Consider the following 464-nt stretch of genomic DNA (forward strand, 5'->3'; position numbering starts at 1 on the left):
GTCGGGACCGCCATTTATGTTTGGCTCGGTAGCTCAGTCGGTAGAGCAGAGGACTGAAAATCCTCGTGTCGGCGGTTCGATTCCGTCCCGAGCCACCATTTTTTTATGCCGACTTAGCTCAATTGGTAGAGCAACTGACTTGTAATCAGTAGGTTGGGGGTTCAAGTCCTCTAGTCGGCATCCTTTAGGGGCATAGTTTAAAGGTAGAACTGAGGTCTCCAAAACCTCCAGTGTGGGTTCGATTCCTACTGCCCCTGTAAAGTATATGGGCCTATAGCTCAGCTGGTTAGAGCGCACGCCTGATAAGCGTGAGGTCGATGGTTCGAGTCCATTTAGGCCCACCATATATTATTCCGCAGTAGCTCAGTGGTAGAGCTATCGGCTGTTAACCGATCGGTCGTAGGTTCGAGTCCTACCTGCGGAGCCATGGCCCGTTGGTCAAGTGGTTAAGACACCGCCCTTTC

At 51.7% G+C, this 464-nt stretch carries 5 tRNA genes; all 5 read left to right on the forward strand.

Annotated features, from left to right (window positions below):
- The first annotated feature begins 22 nt into the window (after nucleotides 1–22).
- The 5 genes from MR083_RS26910 to MR083_RS26930 all read left to right on the forward strand — a co-directional run bounded on the left by MR083_RS26910 (nucleotide 23) and on the right by MR083_RS26930 (nucleotide 427).
- A tRNA-Phe gene (locus MR083_RS26910) sits at nucleotides 23–98 on the forward strand.
- Between the two features lie 9 nt (nucleotides 99–107).
- Nucleotides 108–180: transfer RNA gene (locus tag MR083_RS26915), tRNA-Thr, on the forward strand.
- Nucleotides 181–186: 6 nt separating this feature from the next.
- Nucleotides 187–257: transfer RNA gene (locus MR083_RS26920), tRNA-Trp, on the forward strand.
- Nucleotides 258–267: 10 nt separating this feature from the next.
- A tRNA-Ile gene (locus MR083_RS26925) sits at nucleotides 268–344 on the forward strand.
- 8 nt (nucleotides 345–352) lie between these two features.
- Nucleotides 353–427, forward strand: a tRNA-Asn gene (locus MR083_RS26930).
- The last annotated feature ends 37 nt before the right edge of the window (nucleotides 428–464 follow it).

This window comes from Bacillus cereus group sp. BfR-BA-01408, assembly GCF_022663305.1.
Lineage (GTDB): Bacteria > Bacillota > Bacilli > Bacillales > Bacillaceae_G > Bacillus_A > Bacillus_A pacificus.